Annotated in this window: 19 protein-coding genes and 1 tRNA gene; 8 read left to right on the forward strand and 12 right to left on the reverse strand. The window is 68.2% G+C overall.

Translation table 11 applies throughout. The annotated features are described in order from the left end of the window. Positions 1-78: 78 nt before the first annotated feature. The 4 genes from HUW10_RS14690 to HUW10_RS14705 are packed head-to-tail and all read right to left on the reverse strand — an operon-like array spanning position 79 to position 3,863. Positions 79-762 carry a phosphoadenylyl-sulfate reductase gene (locus tag HUW10_RS14690; protein ID WP_174504171.1) on the reverse strand — a complete coding sequence of 228 codons (684 nt, stop codon included), beginning with the start codon at positions 760-762 and terminating at the stop codon, positions 79-81. Continuing rightward, entirely contained in the window at positions 762-2,510 is a 1,749-nt protein-coding gene (locus tag HUW10_RS14695; RefSeq protein ID WP_174504172.1) for a sulfite reductase flavoprotein subunit alpha, read from the reverse strand. Before HUW10_RS14695 ends, HUW10_RS14690 begins: the two co-directional genes overlap by 1 nt. Positions 2,511-2,514: 4 nt before the next feature. Then, positions 2,515-3,306 (reverse strand): uroporphyrinogen-III C-methyltransferase, encoded by a 792-nt coding sequence (gene cobA / locus HUW10_RS14700; protein WP_174504173.1) that lies wholly within the window; start codon positions 3,304-3,306, stop codon positions 2,515-2,517. Then, positions 3,303-3,863 (reverse strand): bifunctional precorrin-2 dehydrogenase/sirohydrochlorin ferrochelatase, encoded by a 561-nt coding sequence (locus tag HUW10_RS14705; RefSeq protein ID WP_174504174.1) that lies wholly within the window; start codon positions 3,861-3,863, stop codon positions 3,303-3,305. The genes cobA and HUW10_RS14705 overlap by 4 nt, the downstream gene beginning before the upstream one ends. A gap of 151 nt (positions 3,864-4,014) precedes the next feature. On the opposite strand from HUW10_RS14705, the gene HUW10_RS14710 reads away from it, so the two are divergent. After that, the gene (locus tag HUW10_RS14710; protein ID WP_174504175.1) at positions 4,015-4,536 is read left to right on the forward strand and encodes an Lrp/AsnC family transcriptional regulator; all 522 of its coding nucleotides are present in this window, start codon (positions 4,015-4,017) and stop codon (positions 4,534-4,536) included. 32 nt (positions 4,537-4,568) lie between these two features. Here HUW10_RS14710 and moaB read toward each other — a convergent pair whose 3' ends face one another. Next, complete coding sequence (moaB, locus tag HUW10_RS14715) at positions 4,569-5,108, reverse strand: molybdenum cofactor biosynthesis protein B (RefSeq protein ID WP_013641037.1); 540 nt, start codon at positions 5,106-5,108, stop codon at positions 4,569-4,571. Between the two features lie 97 nt (positions 5,109-5,205). On the opposite strand from moaB, the gene HUW10_RS14720 reads away from it, so the two are divergent. The 5 genes from HUW10_RS14720 to HUW10_RS14740 all read left to right on the forward strand — a co-directional run bounded on the left by HUW10_RS14720 (position 5,206) and on the right by HUW10_RS14740 (position 8,940). Continuing rightward, a complete protein-coding gene (locus HUW10_RS14720) occupies positions 5,206-6,006 on the forward strand; it encodes a DUF1295 domain-containing protein (protein WP_174504176.1) in 801 nt (266 codons plus the stop codon). Between the two features lie 69 nt (positions 6,007-6,075). Continuing rightward, positions 6,076-7,101 carry a cyclopropane-fatty-acyl-phospholipid synthase family protein gene (locus HUW10_RS14725; RefSeq protein WP_174504177.1) on the forward strand — a complete coding sequence of 342 codons (1,026 nt, stop codon included), beginning with the start codon at positions 6,076-6,078 and terminating at the stop codon, positions 7,099-7,101. Next, positions 7,101-7,667 (forward strand): hypothetical protein, encoded by a 567-nt coding sequence (locus HUW10_RS14730; RefSeq protein WP_174504178.1) that lies wholly within the window; start codon positions 7,101-7,103, stop codon positions 7,665-7,667. The genes HUW10_RS14725 and HUW10_RS14730 overlap by 1 nt, the downstream gene beginning before the upstream one ends. Positions 7,668-7,807: 140 nt before the next feature. Further along, positions 7,808-7,882: transfer RNA gene (locus tag HUW10_RS14735), tRNA-Val, on the forward strand. A gap of 359 nt (positions 7,883-8,241) precedes the next feature. Continuing rightward, positions 8,242-8,940: an EAL domain-containing protein gene (locus HUW10_RS14740; protein ID WP_174504902.1), complete on the forward strand. Its 699-nt coding sequence runs from the start codon at positions 8,242-8,244 to the stop codon at positions 8,938-8,940. A 32-nt stretch (positions 8,941-8,972) separates the two neighbouring features. Here HUW10_RS14740 and HUW10_RS14745 read toward each other — a convergent pair whose 3' ends face one another. From HUW10_RS14745 to HUW10_RS14770, 6 genes are all read right to left on the reverse strand, one after another. Then, positions 8,973-9,449 carry a hypothetical protein gene (locus HUW10_RS14745; RefSeq protein WP_174504179.1) on the reverse strand — a complete coding sequence of 159 codons (477 nt, stop codon included), beginning with the start codon at positions 9,447-9,449 and terminating at the stop codon, positions 8,973-8,975. Between the two features lie 189 nt (positions 9,450-9,638). Beyond that, positions 9,639-10,367, reverse strand: coding sequence for a DUF3047 domain-containing protein (locus HUW10_RS14750; protein ID WP_174504180.1), 729 nt, complete (start codon positions 10,365-10,367; stop codon positions 9,639-9,641). Between the two features lie 136 nt (positions 10,368-10,503). Further along, the gene (locus HUW10_RS14755; RefSeq protein ID WP_174504181.1) at positions 10,504-11,472 is read right to left on the reverse strand and encodes a transporter; all 969 of its coding nucleotides are present in this window, start codon (positions 11,470-11,472) and stop codon (positions 10,504-10,506) included. 31 nt (positions 11,473-11,503) lie between these two features. Beyond that, on the reverse strand, positions 11,504-11,749 hold the full coding sequence (gene nrtS, locus HUW10_RS14760) for a nitrate/nitrite transporter NrtS (protein ID WP_174504182.1): 246 nt from the start codon (positions 11,747-11,749) through the stop codon (positions 11,504-11,506). 268 nt (positions 11,750-12,017) lie between these two features. Beyond that, complete coding sequence (locus tag HUW10_RS14765; protein WP_174504183.1) at positions 12,018-12,692, reverse strand: NrsF family protein; 675 nt, start codon at positions 12,690-12,692, stop codon at positions 12,018-12,020. Further along, positions 12,682-13,245 (reverse strand): sigma-70 family RNA polymerase sigma factor, encoded by a 564-nt coding sequence (locus HUW10_RS14770; RefSeq protein ID WP_174504184.1) that lies wholly within the window; start codon positions 13,243-13,245, stop codon positions 12,682-12,684. The genes HUW10_RS14765 and HUW10_RS14770 overlap by 11 nt, the downstream gene beginning before the upstream one ends. 299 nt (positions 13,246-13,544) lie before the next feature. Between HUW10_RS14770 and HUW10_RS14775 the strand changes: the two genes are divergently transcribed. After that, a complete protein-coding gene (locus HUW10_RS14775; protein ID WP_174504185.1) occupies positions 13,545-13,820 on the forward strand; it encodes a hypothetical protein in 276 nt (91 codons plus the stop codon). Between the two features lie 505 nt (positions 13,821-14,325). Next, positions 14,326-16,434: a bifunctional diguanylate cyclase/phosphodiesterase gene (locus HUW10_RS14780; protein ID WP_236656416.1), complete on the forward strand. Its 2,109-nt coding sequence runs from the start codon at positions 14,326-14,328 to the stop codon at positions 16,432-16,434. Between the two features lie 55 nt (positions 16,435-16,489). Here HUW10_RS14780 and HUW10_RS14785 read toward each other — a convergent pair whose 3' ends face one another. Beyond that, positions 16,490-16,960, reverse strand: a complete 471-nt coding sequence (locus HUW10_RS14785) for an Lrp/AsnC family transcriptional regulator (protein ID WP_174504186.1) — start codon at positions 16,958-16,960, stop codon at positions 16,490-16,492. Positions 16,961-16,981 lie beyond the last annotated feature (21 nt).

Below are 16,981 nucleotides of genomic sequence, written 5' to 3' on the forward strand. Positions count from 1 at the left end.
AGGGATGCTCAGTTTATCGATATGACAGGGCGCTGCATCCGCTCCGGAAGGATCGGAAATTGCCCTGGCGTTGTCGGGTCAGGCGGCCTGGCCGGCGCGGTCGAGGAAGATGCCGCACTCGGTCTTGCTGGTGCCGCTCCAGCGGCCGGCGCGCGGCGGCTCGCCCGGGCGGACGCGGCGGGTGCAGGTGGCACAGCCGATCGAGGGGAAACCCTCCGTCTCCAGCGGGTGGCGCGGCAGGCGGCGGGCGGCGAAATAGGCGTCGATATCGGCGCGCTCCCAGTCATGCAGCGGGTTGACGATGGTCCGCCCGTCCGGCCCGGTCTCGATCGGCAGGATGCGCGCCCGCTGGTCGGACTGGGTGCGCTTGCGGCCGGAAATCCACGCCTCGAACCCGGTGAGGGCGGCATCCAGCGGCATGGTCTTGCGGATGGTGCAGCAGAGATCGGGGTCACGCCCGAACAGCCCGCCATCCGGGTCCAGCTCGGCGAGATGTGCTGGGTCCGGCCGGATGGTGCGGACATCGTGCAGCCGCAGCCGGGCGATCAGCGCGTTGCGATAGGCGATCGTGTCGGGAAACAGCTTGCCGGTTTCAAGGAAGATCACCGGCAGGGTGCGGTCGATCCTCGCCACCATGTCGAGCAGCACGGCCGATTCGGTGCCGAAGGAGGAGACCAGCGCGATCCTGCCGTGATGGGCGTGCAGTGCGGCGCGCAGCATGTCCAGCGTCGCGCTCGCGCGGTCGGAAACGGGTTCGCTCATCAGTAGACGTCCTTCTTGTAGCGGCCGGCGGCGATCAGCGCGTCAACTGCTGCCTGGCCCTTCTGCGCGTCGTCGCCGCCGAGGATGCGCGCGAGTGTTGCATCGACATCGCGGGCCATCGCCTTGGCGTCGCCGCAGAGATAGAGCGTGGCCCCCTCGGCGAGCTGGGCCTGCAGCGCCGCGCGGCGTTCCCACAGCACGTGCTGCACGTAGCGCTTCTCGGGCTGGTCGCGCGAGAAGGCGAGGTCGATCTCGTTGAGCACGCCGCTCTTCAGCCAGTCCTGGATTTCGAGCTGGTAGAGGAAGTCGTGGGTGAAGCGGCGATGGCCGAAGATCAGCCAGTTCCGGCCGGACGCCCCGGTCGCCTCGCGTTCCTGCAGGAAGGCGCGGTAGGGGGCGATGCCGGTGCCGGCGCCGATCATCACGATCGGCGCGGCCGCATCCACGGGCAGGCGGAAATGCGGGTTCGCCTTGATGTGGATCGGCAGCGTGTCGCCCTCGCGCAGCCGCTCGGCGACCATGCCGGAGGCGACGCCGAGCCGCGCCCGGCCGGCGCTTTCATAGGCGACCTTGGCGATGGCGAGATGCGCCGCATCGCCCACCAGCTTCTGCGACGAGGCGATGGAGTAGTAGCGCGGCGGCAGCTTGCGCAGCAGGGAGGCGAGCTGGCCGGCATCGAGACGGTGCGGAAACGCCTCGAACAGGTCGACCGGCTGGCGCCCGGCGATGAAGCCAGGGCGCGCGGCCTCGTCGGCGGCGAGGGCGGCGAGCTTCGCCTCGCCGGTCAGTGCTGCATAATCGGCGATCAGCTTCGGGGTCAGGGTGGTGATGTCGCGCTCGCGGATCAGCGCCTCGCGCGCCGCGGCGTTGCCGGCAAGACCGGTCGCGCCGAGGATCGCATCGGCGAGTGCGGGCGCGTTGGTGGGCGCGATGCCCAGCGTGTCGCCCGGCTCGTAGCTCAGGCCGGAGCCGGTGAGGTCGAGTTCGAGATGCAGCGTCTCGCTCTCCGAGCGCGACGAGGTGATCGGGTGCAGCGCCCCAACCTCGGCCTCGAACGGGTTGGCCTTGCTGATCTCCACCCCCTCGGCGCGGTGGAAATCGACATGGATGACCGAGCCGGCATCCGCCTGCGGGGCGAGCGCGGTGAACAGGCTGTCGATGAAATTCGCGGCCGGGGCCTCGTAGTCGAGATCGCAGTCGAGCCGGGGGGCGATGCGGCGGGCGCCGAGCGCCTCAAGCCGCGCGTCGATCTGCTTTCCGGTCTCGCAGAATTGCGCGTAGGAGGAATCGCCGAGGGCGAGCACCGCGAAGGTCACGCCGTCCAGCGCCGGCGCGTCCTCGGCCAGCAGGGCGCGCATGAACGGGGCGGCGCGCTGCGGCGCCTCGCCCTCGCCCCAGGTCGAGGCGATGACCAGCAGGTTCTCCGCCTCGGCCAGCGCGGCGGGGGCGATATCCGCCATGTCCAGCACGCGGGGGGCGAAGCCGCGCTTCTGCGCGTCCTTCTTCGCGGCGTTGGCCAGGGCCTCGGAATTGCCGGATTCGGTGGCGAACAGGATGGTGAGCTTGGTCTTCGCCGCCGGCGGTGCGGCCGGGGCGGCGGCGTCGCCCTTCGCGGCGTCGATCCCGGCGAGGAAGCCGGCGAGCCAGGCGCGCTGCGTGCTGGAGGCGCGGCCGATCACCTTGTCGAGAACGGCGATGTCCTCGGGGGCGAAGGGGGCGGAATGGGGCAGGGCGGCGATGCGGGTCATGATGTCAACCTTGTGCGGAGCGGATCGAGGGTTCGGCTTCCGGGCGGTGCGGCGCGATCATCGCACCGATTCCGGCGACGGGACCGACGATCACCAGTGTGGCGGCCGGCGGCAGGGTGGCGGCGATTGCGGCGGCGGCGCCGATCGTGGTGTGGACGACGCGCTCGCGCGGCGTCGTGGCGTCGAGCAGGAAGGCGAGCGGGTCGGTCGGGCTGCGGCCGCCGGCGATCAGGGCGGCGGCGATCCGGCCGATATTCTGCCGTGCCATGTAGAGCACCAGCGTATCGGCGGCGCGGCCGAGTGCCGCGAAATCCACCTCGCCGCCGGCCGGCCCCGCCTCGCCGGTGGCGAAGACCACGCTGCGGGCGACGCCGCGATGGGTGATCGGCATATGCGCCGCACTCGCGGCACCGATGCCGGCGGAAATGCCGGGGATGACGCGGAAGGGGATGCTCGCCGCGGCGAGGGCGAGGCACTCCTCGCCGCCGCGGCCAAAGATGAACGGATCGCCCCCTTTCAGGCGCAGCACCCGCAGGCCCTGCCGGGCGAGGGCGATCAGGTCCTCGTTGATCGAGAGCTGCGGCGTGTGGATGCCGCCGGCCCGCTTGCCCGCCGGCACCAGCCGCGTCGCCGCCGGGGCGAGGGCGAGGATTTCGGCCGGCACCAGCGCGTCGTGCAGGATCACGTCGGCGGTCTCGATCGCGTGCAGCGCCGCCAGCGTCAGCAGCGCGGGGTCGCCAGGGCCGGCGCCGGCCAGCCAGACGCTGCCGGGGGCGAATGCGGGATGTCGGATCATGCGAGCCAGCCTTCTTCCTCGACGAGAGTGGCGATCCGCCGCGCGGCCTCGGGCATTTTCACGCCCTCACGCTGCCAGGTGCGGCGCAGCGCGCGGATCTGCGCGACGCGATCGGCCCATTCCGGGCCGAACCGGGTTTCGAGATCGCGGCGCAGCACGCCGGCAAGCCCGGGGGCGGCGCCGGCGGTGGAAATCGTGAGCAGCAGGTCGCCGCGGCGGATTTCGGCGACCGAGTGGAAATCGCAGAACGGCAGCACGTCCTCGACATTGACGAGCACGCGCGCCGCCCGCGCCCGCGTCGCCAGCGCTTCCGCCACCTCGGCCGGCAGATCGACGATCCAGAGCACGTGCAGCGCCGCCAGCGCCGCCTCGTCCGGCAGGGCGCGGCGCAGATTTGCCCCCGCCGCCTCGACCGCCTCGGCGCCGGGATCGTCGGAGAACAGCAGCGCGCCCTCGGCCCCCGCCGCCTGCAACGCGCGATAGCGGCGCACCGCCAGCGGGCCGTTGCCGGCAACGCCGAGCGAGGTCAGACGAGGATCGAGCGCGATCGGGATCATGGTATCTCCTGCACCGCCAGAGTATAGGAACGCGGCCGGGGCAGGAAAACAGGTTTCTCCGAATTCGGCGTTTTCAGCTGAAAATAAGTTTGATTTTCTGAATTACCCCGGGCATACGAAAAACGAGTCTAAATCTGAAGGATAATTTGGAATGGCTGACAAAGCCCGGACCAGCCCGGCGGCGGCCGCTTCAGCCGGCGCCGCCGCGCCTGCCGCCGCCATCGCGCTCGACAATATCGACCGCGCGATTCTCCGCCTGCTCGCGCGCGATGCCACCGTGCCGCTCGCCATCATGGCGAAGGAGGTCGGGCTTTCGGCAACGCCGTGCTGGAAGCGGATCAAGCGGATGGAGGAGGCCGGCGTCATCCAGGGGCGGGTGGTCGCACTCTCGCCCGAGCGGCTGGGCTATCCGGTGTCGGTCTTCGTCTCGATCGAGACGGCGGATCACTCGGATGGCTGGATCGCCCGCTTCGCCGAGGTCGTCGCGACCATGCCCGAGATCGTCGGCGCCTGGCGGATGAGCGGGGATGTCGACTACCTGCTGCACGTCATGGCGCCGGACATCCCGTCCTACGATGCGTTCTACCGCCGGCTGATCGCCGCCGTGCCGCTGCGCAATGTCAGCTCGCGCTTCGCGATGGAGCGGATGAAATCCGGCCCGCCGCCGATCTGACCGGCGGGCGCGCGCGCGCGCGGGGCAGGTGTTCAGGCGGTCAGATGTTCCTGCAACCGCGGCATCAGCTCGACGAGGTTGCACGGGCGGTGGCGGGAATCGAGCTGGAAGACAAGAATGTCGTCCCAGCCATCCTTCACCGCACCGGTCGAGCCGGGCAGGGCGAAGAGATAGGTGCCGCCCGCCACCCCGCCGATTGCGCGGGACTGGATCGTCGAGGTGCCGATCTTCTGGTAGCTCAGCATGCGGAACAATTCGCCGAAGCCTTCGATTTCCTTCTCCAGCACGCGGGAGAAGGCCTCCGGTGTCACATCCCGCCCGGTGATGCCGGTGCCGCCCGAGGTGATCACCACGTCGATCGCCGGATCGGCGATCCAGGCGCGCAGCTGGGCGGCGATGAGGTCGGCGTCGTCGCGCAGGATGGTGCGCGCGGCGAGCCGGTGGCCGGCGGCTACCACGCGCGCGGCCAGCGCGTCGCCCGAACTGTCGGTCTCCGCCGTCCGCGTGTCCGAGACGGTCATCACGGCGATGGCGACGGGAACGAATTTGCGGCTTTCGTCGATGCGCGACATGGCGTGGCTCCTTCTGTCTGCCGCGTCATATAGCGTTTCGGCGCCGGCCGCGCAGCCCGGCCCTTGACGAAGTGCGGGGCGGATGAATGTCTTGCGCATGGCATATCCCGCACTCGCGCTGACGCTCCTGCTCTTTCTCATGCTGGTGATGGCGGGCGCCTGGGTGGCGCAGCGCGCGACCCGCAATTCCGGCTGGGTCGACGTGTTCTGGACCTTCGGCACCGGCATTGCCGGCGCGGTCGGCGCGCTGGTGCCGCTCGGCACGGCGCCGCCGGCGCGGCGGCTGCTGGTGGCGGCGCTGGTGCTGGTCTGGGCCGGGCGGCTCGGCGGCTACATCCTGCGCCGCACCGCCGCCATCCGCCACGAGGATGCGCGCTATGCCCGGTTCCGCGCCGAATGGGGGGCGGGGTTCGAACGACGGATGTTCGTCCTGCTGATGATCCAGGCCGCGGTCGCCTGGCTGCTGGCGCTGGCGGTGACGCTCGCGGCGAGCAACCCTTACCCGCTCGCCCCCGGCCTGACGCTGGCCGGGCTTGCCGTGTTCGCCGGATCGGTCGCCGGCGAGGGGCTGGCGGACCGGCAGATGCATGCCTTCCGCGCCGATCCGGCCAATCGCGGCAAGGTCTGCGCCCGTGGCCTGTGGGCGTGGTCGCGCCATCCGAACTATTTCTTCGAGATCCTGGTCTGGCTCGCCTATCCGCTGATCGGGCTCGCCGGCCCGTGGTGGCCGGGCCTCGCGGGCCTCGCCGCGCCGCTGTTCATGTACTGGCTGCTGGCGAAAATTTCCGGCGTGCCGCCGCTCGAACGCGAGATGCTGGCCTCGCGCGGCGACGCCTATCGCGACTATCAGGCGCGGGTCAGCCCGATCGTGCCCTGGCCGCCGCGCCGGCGGGGCTGAGCGGCGTGCATCCGTATGCCGTCCGGCCCCGTATCAGGTCTGGTCTGACCCAAGCTTCGGAGTGAATGGATGAACCTCGCCGCCACCATGGCCGAAATGGCCGAGCGCCTGCCGATCCCCGATGCGCTGACCCGCCGCGGCATCGCCGGGCTGGTCGGCCGGACCGACCGCAAGCTCGCGGCGATGACGGAAGATGCCGAACGCGCCTTCGCGCGTGACATGGCGCGCCTGCCGATCGCCCTGCACACCGATGCGGCGAACGCCCAGCACTACGAGGTGCCGGCGGCGTTTTTCGGCCATGTGCTCGGACCACGGCGGAAATATTCGAGCTGCTTCTTCCGCTCCCCGGCCGATACGCTGGAGATGGCGGAAATCGAGGCGCTGGAGCAGACCTGCGACCATGCCGGCCTCGCCGACGGGCAGGCGATTCTCGAACTCGGCTGCGGCTGGGGCTCGCTGAGCCTGTTCATGGCGGAACGCTACCCCGCCGCCGCCATCACCGCGGTGTCCAACTCCGCCTCGCAGCGCGCGCATATCGAGGCGGAGGCCGCGCGGCTTGGCCTGGCCAATCTGCGCGTCGTCACCGCCGATATGAACGCATTCACCCCGGAGCGGACATTCGACCGGGTGGTTTCGGTCGAGATGTTCGAGCACATGTCCAACTGGCAGGGCCTGCTCGGGCGCGTCCGCCAGTGGCTCGCCCCCGGCGGCGCGCTGTTCCTGCACGTGTTCTCGCACCGCACCGGCCCCTACCGCTTCGATCACGACGATCCGGCGGACTGGATCGCCCGGCATTTCTTCACCGGCGGCATCATGCCGAGCCACGGGCTGATCGGCCAGTTTTCCGACCTGTTCGCGCTGGAGGCCGACTGGCGCTGGAACGGCACGCATTACGCCCGCACCGCGCGCCTCTGGCTGGAGAATTACGACCGCAATGCCGGCCCGATCGACGAGATTCTGAGCCGCGTCTATGGCGCTGAGGCTGCGGTGTGGAAGCGGCGCTGGCGGCTGTTCTTCCTCGCCACCGAAGGGCTGTTCGGCCATGCCGGCGGCGAATCCTGGGGGGTCAGCCACTACCGGCTGCGTCCGGCCTGATGCGCGCCGCCGCCCGCGCCCTTGCCGGTTTCGTCGCGCATGAGGACGGGCTGACCGCGACCTGCAACACCGTCGCCCTCGTGCTGGCGGGCAACACGCCGTTCTATCCGCTCTATCTCTGGGCCGTGCTCGGGCGGAATGCCGGCCCGTTCGTGCTGCTGACCCTGGCCTCGCTGCCGTTCTGGCTCGCCGTGCCGCTGCTCGCCCGGCGCAGCGGCTATGCCGCGCGCGCACTGCTCTGCACGGTGGCGACGCTGAACACCGCATGGTGCAACCATGTGCTCGGCTTCTCCTCCGGGGTGGCGCTGTTCCTGATCCCCTGCGTGATGCTGGCGACACTCGGCTTTCACCAATCCGAACGGCGGACGATGTTCGCCCTCGCCGGTCTGCCTTTCCTGGCTTATGCCGCGCTGCGCCTTGCCCCGATGCCGCCGGTCGCGACCTATCCGGCGGCGCAAGCCGCCTCGCTCGCGACGCTGAACGGCTTCAGCGTCGCCTGCCTGACCTTCTTTCTCGGGATCGCCTTCGCCGCGATCCGCCCCACCGCGCCGCCGGCGCGGGGCTAATTATCAACATGATAGAGCACTGAATCCGATCCGAAAGGATCGGAAAGTGCTCCAGGGCGGCGCCTCGCCTTACCTCGTCTAGGCCTCTCTTGGGGGACCTCTTGCCTTCGCCGCGCCACGCCGCTAGAGAATTGCCGACCGGGTGCGTAGCTCAGCGGGAGAGCATCGCCTTCACACGGCGGGGGTCACAGGTTCAATCCCTGTCGCACCCACCATCTTTTCGCGATGTCGGAAATGATGGTCACCGGTTCCTCGATCTGGACAGTCAAATATACGTTATCTTCCGGGCCGGCGGCCGCTGTCGGCGGCGGTCTGCGCCCGTTGCTTCGTGCGCGAAGTACCGAAATGGGGCAGGATTGCATGCCCTGTATGCGAGAGCATTTTAGCTTTTCATTAAATAATTGGTCGCATTCTGCGAAACCTTAATTCTGTCTTTCTGAACGCTTGGCGTGAAGACGTATCGATGATGGCGATGGCGAGATGAGTGTGACTGATGAGTGTGACTGAAACGCGTTCCGAAAGCACGAAATCCTGCACCGGTTGCCGGCAGGGCCTGTTCGACAGGCCGCTTGCCATGGCGTTCCAGCCGATCGTCGATGTCGCGGCGCGGTCCGTCTTCGCCTACGAGGCCCTGGTGCGCGGCCCCGCCGGGGAGTCCGCGGCCAGCATCCTGCGCAGCGTGGGCAAGGCGGAACTCTATGCGTTCGACCAGGCCTGCCGCGTCACCGCGATCGAGACCGCCGCGTCACTCGGCCTTGCCGACACGGCGTGGGATCTCTCGATCAATTTCCTGCCCAACGCGGTCTACGAGCCGCGCGCCTGCATCCGCACCACGCTGCAGGCCGCCGCCCGCAGCCGGTTTCCCACCGGCAAGCTCATCTTCGAGATCAACGAGGGCGAACTGCTCGCAGCGCCCGATCATCTGGCCAATATCGTGGCGGAATACGCGGCGATGGGCTTTCGCACCGCCATCGACGATTTCGGGTCCGGATATTCCAACCTCAACCTGCTCGCCAAGTTCCGTCCCGATCTCGTGAAGCTGGACATGGAGCTGATCCGCGGGATCGACACCGATGCGCGGCGGCGGAGCATCGTCGGCCATTGCGCCGCGATGTGCCGGGAGATGGGGATCACGGTCGTGGCCGAGGGTGTTGAAACGCGGGATGAATGCGCAGCGCTGGGCGATCTCGGCATCGCGCTCATGCAGGGCTATATCTTCGCCAAACCCGGCTTCCGCAGCCTGCCCGCGCCGAGCTGGGACGATCGCGCGTAATCCTGCGAAACCCGACGCCGGGTCCGCAGGGCTCATCCGGTGCCGGATCGGGCCCGGGGCAGGAAGCGCCCGCCTGCGGCGCGCAGCGCCAGCGGCGGGATGGCGACCCATTGCAGCGTCGGGCCGAGGCCGACGCCGAGCAGCGGGAGGCGCGGCATCAGCGCCGCATAGTGCCAGGTGCCGAGCCGCAGATGCACCATTTCGCTGCCGATCGTGTAGACGAGGCCGATGGCGATCGTCGTCCACGCGACGGCGGGGCTGATCGGCGGCGCGGCGCGCTCCCTGCCGAACAGGCTGAAGGCGCAAACCAGCGAGACGATCGCGATCGGGATATCGCCGCTTGTCCCGGCGAGGGCGATGAACGCAAGGCGCAGCGGGTCCGCATGATACCAGATGCGATAGAGCGGGAGTTGCAAGACCTCCCAGACCAGGTTGCCGGCAGCGACGGTCAGGACATAGCGCCGCAGCGCCGCAACGCCGAGGCCGCCCGCCCCGGCGGACGTGTTCATCGCCAAGCCCGCGCGGCGGAACCGCGCATCTGTCGGGGCCTCACCATGACGCCGAGATAGGCCAGCCGCCCGGCGCCGGGCAAGCCTGTGCCGGCCCAGAGCATCATCCGATCCGGAAGGATCGGATAAAGATGCTCTGGTTCTCGGTAAGATAGCGCATCATCCGATCCGGAAGGATCGGAACGTGCCCTACCCGCCGGCCTCCAGCCTGATATCGCCATACCAGGCGCGGCCATGGCTGTGGGAATCGTCGCAATCGGTCATGACCGCGACGGCGCCGATGATGTGCCGATGGCCGCCAAAGGCGCGGGCGAGATCGGCCTTCAGGTTGCGCCGCTCCGAGACCCAGCCGCCGGCACCGTCCGGCCCCTGCCGGAGGGCGACGATCTCGGCCTGCGAGGTATAGGGATCCGGATAGAATTTCGTGCCGTGCGGGCCCTGCTTCGCCGCTGTGACCGGGCCGTTCGCCCAGACATAGACGAGGCTGCGCAGCGTCCAGGGCAACAGCGGATTGCCGGCCACAACATAGACGCGCGCGGGATAGTCGTCCCCCGATTTCGCATGCGGGTCGAGCCCGGCATAGACATGGGCGATCTTCCAGCGCCAGCTCATCACCGGGGTCTTGTCGAGATCGATCCGGTGTTTCCAGATCAGGCCGGAGGCCGAATCCCGGCAGATCGCCTGCAACACCGGGCTGCCCCCCGACCGGGCGATACCGTATTGCGTGACATGCCGGCCGTCGAAATGCTTCACCGCCCAGCCCGCCAGCGTGCCCGATGAAAACGCCGGCGGCTGCGGCGCTGCCGCACCGGCCGGAGCGGCGAAGGGCAAAGTGAGTGCAGCCGCCAGAACGCCGCGCGCCGTGAAGGCCTTCACGGCACCGAGGCGGTCTGCACGGTTGTTCCCGGTGCCGCGCATGGCAAACTCCTGTCTCGATATGGGGCGGCGTCCATCGATGCCGCTGTTCCGTATTCGCGGTGACCGACACAATGGTTACAGGCGAAGAGCGGAATGTCCGCCTTTCAGGAGCGCGGCGCCGCCGCGGCGGCCGGAATCAGAACAGCCGGCCGATCACGAGGGTGAACGAGGCATCGTTGCGTGCCCCGCCGCGCACCCGCACATCTGTCGTCAGCGCGCTGTAGGCGAAGATCGTCCGGCTGAGGAAGGAACCCCCGAACACGCCCACCGTGGTCGCATCCGTCCGGTTGCCGGTATCCACCCGCCCGGTCGGGAACGGGCTGAACGCCACCGTCTGCTTGCCGCCGAAGGACTGCGACAGGCTGAGCCCGACATACCCGTCCGTCCGCGGCTGGAAGATATAGGGGAGATAGACGAAGAGCTTCCCGGAGGGCTGCGTGTCCAGCCGCTCGCGCACCGTGCCGAACGGTGTGGCGAGCGTGCCGAAATCGCTGTTGCCGGATTGGAACCGCGCCACCCCCCACAGCTCGATATCCAGCCGCCGCCCGTCATGCGCCTGCCCGAGCAGGACATGGCCATAGCCAGCGGTCATCTCGTTCACCCAGTCATTCGTGCTCGCATTCAGCGTGGCCGCCGGGCTGAACGATCCGCTCGGCGGGCTGACCAGATAGGACAGCACCAGATATTGATCGGCGGACGGATCGTTGACCGGATAGATGTAGCCACCGAGTTGCGGCTCGACAAAGCCGGAATTGTGGGTCAGCTGCCGCCCGCCGATCTCCTGCCCGCCGGAAAACACCACATAGGGCGCGATCACCTGCACCGCCGCCGCCATCCCGCCAACCGAAAATCCCTTGACCACACGCAGCACCGGCACATCCGTCGAGATCCGCGTATGGCCGATCTTCGTGCCGCCCGCCGTATAGAACGAACTCGCCGAACTGTAGGTGTTGTATAGCATGCCGACAGTGATGTGCGGCGGCGGGGCCGGCAGGTCGAAGGGCAGGGGATCGGCGCGGGATGACCGAAGGGCGAGCATGGTTCCGGCCAGCGCGAGCGACAGCATCGCCAACGCGGCAAGGCCCTTGGGTCTTTTGGCGGTCATCGAGACGCTCCGTGTGTTCGTCGGTTGGACATCATTGCGCGCCTTCGCTCTCGCGCAGCCGGTACGAGACGGCGCCGTAGGTGGCGACGCAGTAGGGCACGATGAAGGTGAGGATCATCTTTACCCAGTGCGGCCGGGCGAGGCCGAGCAGCGCATCGCCCTGGTTGATCAGGTTGAGGATCACGCCGACGACGATGGCAACCCGCAACGAGCTGGCGGGAATGCCATCCGCGAGGCTGAGCCGGATCACCCGCCGGGCGGCATGCAGCAGGCTCATCCGCGCCGAAGCCGCATGAACGCGTGATCCCGCATCACCGTCGAAAACGTTTCAGGCAGGCGGTCGTCCGCCGATGGCATCTGCATCATCCTCTCGGGATACCGGTATTCAGGAAATCGGTCGGGGTGGAAGGCGCGTGGGCTGTCCATAACAGCGAATTAATTAACATTTCGTATTCGTTTCGGTGTTCGCCTGCAATTTTGAACATGCGCCGCTCTGCGCATGCCGATACACATCCCGATGCATGCCGGGGGGGGGCGACGCTGCTTCAGCCGGCTTCCTGCCGGCGGCGCGGCGCCCGCACGGCATGGCTCAGGATCGTGCTCGAGGCGAACCAGCCGAGCGCGGTGAACAGAATCACGCTGCCCATCTGCCAGAGCAGCAATGTCACGATATTGACCGAGCCGTGAAACAGCCGCAGCGCCACCTCCGCCGCCGCTGCCGCCGCGAGGGCGCCGCACAGGCAGGCATGGTCGCGCCGGAAGGTCGCGCTGCGGCGCAGCAGCATCACGATGAAGCCGGCCGGAATCACGCCGGCAATGGCGATGCCCGGCACGCACATCGGGTCGAGCGTCAGGCGCAGCATGCCGCCGGCATCCTGCACGCCCAGCACCGCGCATTGCCGGCCGAACTCGCCGAGCCAGGCCAGCATCGCCAGCATCGGCAGCCAGAGTTTCCACCCCGGCTGGTCCGGGCGGCCGGCGCAGAACGCGGCATAGGCCGAGACCAGCGCGGTGACGACGCCGAGCCCCTCCGAAATCAGGAACCCCGCCTCGCCGCATTTCCCGGCGAGATCGGGGCGCGGCCCCATGATCAGCGTGATCGCGGCGAGAACCGGAACGGTGACGCCGAGCCAGGTCGCCAGAAGCCGCGCGGGCGAGGGCAGGGGCCTGACGCCGCGCAGATCCTGCGCAAGCGATGCGATCAGTTCCTCACTCCTCATCGTTCACCCCGAGTTTCGCCCGCAGGCGCCGGATGGCCCGGAAGGTCGCCACCTTCAGCGCGCCCACGCTCATCCCGGTAGCCGCGGATGTCTCGGCAAGGGACATCTCGCGCAGCTTCAGCATCTCCAGAATCTCCCGCTCGCGCGGCGGCAGCGCGCCGACCGCGGATGATATGCGCCCGACATCGATCGAGACCTCCTGCGTCTCTTTCGTCGCAAGTGAAGACGAGGTTACAGGCACATCGTCCAGCGGCGTCGTGCGGAGATGATGCCGCGCCTGCGCGCGCCGCCGGTCGGCCCCCCGCAGTTTCAGGATGCCGAGGAGAAACGGCGCCGCCGGCCGCGCCGGATCGTAGAGATGCAGGTTGCGGTGCAACGCCAGCAGCGTGTCCTGCACGATATCCTCGGCCTCGGCCGCATCGGCCCAGGGAAACCGGCGGCGGGCCATGCCACGCAGCCATGGCAGCGCCGCCCTGAGCACGGCCTCGTAGCTCCGGCGATTCCCGGCCTGCGCCTCGCGCAGCCAGCGCGCCCAATCGCCCTGCTGGTCCATCGGGCAGACTTAATCACACCTCGGGAGCAAGTAAATCGAGCCTTGAAAACGGTCCGGTTTCGAAACCAGCTCTTAACCATCTGCCCCTATGAACGCATCATCCAACCCCATCCGCGGGCCCCGCCACCCGGCAGTGTCTCGCGAAGGATGGCCCCGAAAAAACGAATTTGCGGCCGAAAATCCGGATCCACTTTCAAGAGCAATAAACAGCGAAAATCCTTCCCAAGAAAAAATCTTTTCGTCAGACAACGCTTTCAATGGGATAAAAGATGAAAAGGTTTATCAGCACACATCGTCGCGTGACGTCGGCCCTTGTCGTGTTGGCTTCGCTGCCAGCCTCCTGCGCCGTGGCGCTCGGCGCCGGTGGCAGCGCGGCACTCGCCGGGAATAGAGCGGCCGTCGCCGCGGGCAATGTTTCGGTCGTGCCTTATCTGAAAAATCGCGATCTCTCGCCGCGATCGACGATCAACATGGCCGGCATCGCGATGGCCAGCCACGCGGCGACCTGCCGTGGCGTCGTCACCCTGCTGGCCGCGCATGCGGCCTGCGGTGCGGCGCCTCGGTCGGGGACCTGAGGGGGAAGCTTGCGCCCCTCATCCGGTCGGGCGGCGGCGGGGCATCCCCTGCCGCCGCTTGACCAGGATCATCGACGAAGCGGCTTCGCCCCGCACATGGTCGCCCCATGTCAGACCCCATCCCCCTGCCGAGCGACCTCTACGAACTGTCGATGCTGACGCCCATGCGGCCGACGGCATGGACGAAATCGCTGCCGAGGCGTCCCCGGCAAAGCGCGCCCGGCGCGTCCGCCGCGACTGGAGCCGCCTACGGTCAAACGGAATAACCCGATCGGATGTCGTGCGCCAGAGCGATGGTCCGGCTCCCAAGGCGGTGGCCATCCCCTGTGCGCAAGGTAGGTTCCCGCGGCGCGGACATTTCGATAATGTTTCATTAACCCGTCCGTGCCTAATCACGGCATAGTGATTACCCGGACAGAATCCCGTCCGGCGCATTTGAGGTCGATGCCCGTTTCGCCGTCGGACTGCATTTCAGCCGCCTTTGCCTCTGCCCGTTAGGACCCCCATGTGGACGACAGCCCCGCACCCGAGCCCGGACGCCCCGCCAGATCCCGAGCTTGAGCGGCTGATCGAGCGCGACCGTGCATCGCTGCTTTATTCGATGGGCAGCAGCAGCGTCTTCGTCACCATCGCGGTCTCGGCCATCCTGATCATCGTGGTCAGGACGCCGGACGTCGCCATCGGCCTCTATGAATGGTTCGCCGGCATCCTGCTGGTCTCGGCGGGCCGCTTCGTCGACATTTTCATCCTGTTTCCCCGGCTCCGCCACCAGCCGTTCGACGGGCGGCGGATGATCCGCCGCTTCGGCATCGGCACGATGACCCTCGCCCTGCTGCTCGGCAGTTTCTCCTGGCTGTTCTTCTGGCGCCTGCCGCCGCTCTCCGAAGCCTATGCCTTCATGGTCTTCTTCGCCATGGCCGGCGGCAGCGTCACGGTGCTGAGCGCGAGCTTCCGGCTCATCATTGGCTATTGCAGCGCGGTGATGCTCCCGGGTGTCGCCTTCGTGCTGTTCGTGCGGCCGGACGATGGCGGCAAATTCGCCATTTTCGGGATTTTCGCCTTCTTCGCCTCGTTCTCCTTCGCCCGGCGCACCTCGCGCACCGTGCTGAACGGGCTGCGTCTCACCCGCTGGAACCAGGTGCTCACCCTGCGGTCGGAACAGGAGCGGCAGACCCTCGAACGGGTCAGGCTCGACCTTGCCGATGCCAACGCGACGCTGGAGCGCAGAGTGGCGGAGCGGACCTCAGAACTCGCTCACGAGGTGGCCGAGCGCGAACGCTATGCCGAGGCGCTCCGCCGTCTCGCCTCGAACGATCCGCTGACCGGGCTCTACAACCGCTCCACCTTCAACGGCCGGCTCGCCGCGATGATCGAGGGCGCCCCGCAATCCCCGGCGCGGGTCGCGCTGCTCTTCGTCGATCTCGACAATTTCAAGCAGATCAACGACCTGCGCGGCCACGAGATCGGCGATCAGGTGCTCCGCCGCACCGCCGCGCGGGTGGCGGACGCGGTGGGCGGCATGGGCGATGTCGCCCGCTGGGGCGGGGATGAATTCCTCGTCGCCCTGCCCGATTGCGATGGCGACACGGCACTGCGCCTCGCCGAAAAACTGATCGACGCGATCCGCCCGCCGATCACCGTCGGCACCGATATCTGCCGGATCGAGGCGTCGGTCGGGGTCGCGCTCTATCCGGACAATGGCGGCTCCGCCGACATCGTCATCCGCGCCGCCGATGTGGCGATGTACGCCGCCAAGCGCGAGGGCAAGAGCCGGGCGAAGCGCTTCGACCCCGCCCTCGCCGAGGATATGGCGGACCGCTACGACCTGGAGCAGGGGCTGCGGGATGCGATCCGCGAAGACCAGTTCCGCCTCGTCTTCCAGCCGATCATCGCCGCGCGCAACAGTGCCTGCACCGCGTTCGAGGCGCTGCTCCGCTGGACCCATCCGGTCCGCGGCCCGATCAGCCCGGCCACCTTCATCCCCATCGCCGAGCAGAGCGGGCAGATCCAGCGCATCGGCGGCTGGGTGCTCGAACAGGCCTGCCTCGCCGCCGCCGCCTGGCCCGATCCCTCGATCGCCGTCACCGTCAACATCTCGGTCGGCCACGTGCTGGTCGGCAACCTCATCGAGGATGTCGAGCACGCGCTCGCGGTCTCCGGCCTGCCGCCCGCGCGCCTGAAGATCGAGATCACCGAAACCATGTTCCTGCACGACGCCGAACGCTTCGCCCAACTGTTCGACAGCCTGCGCCGCCAGGGGATCGGCATCCTGCTCGACGATTTCGGCACCGGCTTCTCCTCGCTCTCCTTCCTCGGCAATCTGCCGATCGACGTCATCAAGATCGACCAGTCCTTTGTCCGCGATGCCGGCCGCAACGGCTACGCCACGATCGAGGCGATTCTCTCCATCGCCCGGGCACTCGGCTTGCAGGTGACGGCCGAGGGGGTCGAGACCGCGGAACAGAACAGCCACCTGATCGATCTCGGCGTCGGCTCGCTCCAGGGTTACCTGTACAGCCGGCCGATGCCCGAGGAAGATGTCGCCGGCTGGCTGTGCGCCCGGGCGGATGCGCTGCCGCATCCGTCGCCCGTCTCCTCCTTCGCCAGCACCTGACGCGCCGCCCGCCTCAGGTTGCCCGCCTCAGGCTGCCCCCCTCAGGCTGCCCTCCTCACGCTGAACGCGACACCCCGGACTTGACCCGGCGCAGCGGGATCGAGCTCTCGATCGAGGCGACACCGCGCACCCGCGTCAACTGCCCGACCAGAAATTGCTCGAACGCGGCGAGGCTCGTCGTCACCACCCGCAGCAGATAGTCGCGGTTGCCCGTCATCAGCCAGCAATCGACCACTTCGGGAAACGAGGCGATGGCCGCCTCGAAGCGCACCAGCGCGTCATCCACCTGCTTGTCGAGCTTGACCGACACGAACACCGAGACATCGAAGCCAAGCGCCGCCTCGTCGATCATCACGGTATAGCCGCGGATGATGCCCTCCCGCTCCAGCCGGCGCACGCGGCGGGCCACCGGCGTCGCACTCAGCCCGACCCGCTCGGCGAGATCGAGCATGGAGATACGCGCATCGCTCCGAAGGGCGGACAGGATATCCCTATCGAAATCATCGATCGTGCCGGATTTCACCATGATCGTGTGGCTCCTTGCAGA

The organism is Acidiphilium sp. C61 (assembly GCF_905116885.1).
GTDB lineage: Bacteria > Pseudomonadota > Alphaproteobacteria > Acetobacterales > Acetobacteraceae > Acidiphilium.